The sequence below is a fragment of the Oleiphilus sp. HI0061 genome (genome assembly GCF_001635675.1).
In genome coordinates, this window is the sequence record NZ_LWFE01000108.1 from 1 (window position 1) to 1,109 (window position 1,109).

Here is a 1,109-nt window from a genome sequence, read left to right on the forward strand (position 1 = left end):
TAACGAAAGCATAGGTCGTGCAATATAGAAGAACCCTTCACCTGCACACCTGGCTAATATTGAAATAATAACATTTACACATGTAAGTGTATTGAACTATACGACAAAATAATATTTTTAGGGATCATAATATGGCTCAGTTCATTCTTTCTATTGATCAAGGGACGACAAGCTCACGTGCTTTACTATTTGATCACCAAGGCCGTGTAGCGTTTACTGCGCAAGCTGAATTTACCCAGCACTTTCCAAACGATGGATGGGTCGAACATGATCCAGAAGAAATATGGAGTACGACTGTCAGCGTAATCAAGCAAGTTCTTGCCAAATTAGATCTTGAATCCGACCAGGTAATGGGGATCGGTATTACCAATCAGCGGGAGACGACGATTGTTTGGGATAGAAAGACAGGAAAGGCAATCTATCCGGCAATTGTTTGGCAGGATCGCCGAACCTCTGAGTTTTGCCAGAGCCTGAAAGATAAAGGCTTGGAAGATACTATTTCTGAAAAGACTGGCTTGTTGGTAGACCCATACTTCTCAGCGAGTAAGATTCGTTGGATTCTTGATAATGTCGATGATGCTGATGAACGAGCTCGCGAAGGGGACTTGGCGTTTGGAACTGTCGATACTTTCCTGCTATGGCGCTTAACCGGTGGTCGGTCGCATGCCAGTGACGCCACGAACGCCTCTCGAACTTCCTTGTTCAATATACATACACAAGAGTGGGATAAAGAACTGTTACAGATTTTTGATGTCCCGGAACAGTTGTTGCCTGAGGTCAAGGATAGCAGTGATGAGTTTGGTGACACCGAGGCTGAGCTTTTCGGTATCTCTATGCCTGTCTACGGTATGATAGGTGATCAGCAGTCCGCCTTGGTAGGGCAGGCTTGCTTTACGCCAGGCATGATCAAAAGCACTTATGGAACAGGTTGCTTTATGATTGCCAATACGGGTGCGAAGCCACTACGCTCCAATAATCGTTTACTGACTACTGTTGCCTACCGTCTGAATTCTGAAGTGACATACGCTCTGGAGGGCAGCATCTTTGTTGCAGGAGCGGCAGTGCAATGGTTGCGTGCTGGCTTAAAGTTTATCTCTCATGCTAGTGAA

1 protein-coding gene is annotated in these 1,109 nt (G+C 45.4%); it reads left to right on the forward strand.

What is annotated here, in order from left to right; genetic code table 11:
• Nucleotides 1-131: 131 nt before the first annotated feature.
• On the forward strand, nucleotides 132-1,109 hold a 978-nt coding region (locus A3735_RS01300), incomplete at its 3' end, for a glycerol kinase GlpK (RefSeq protein WP_068637421.1).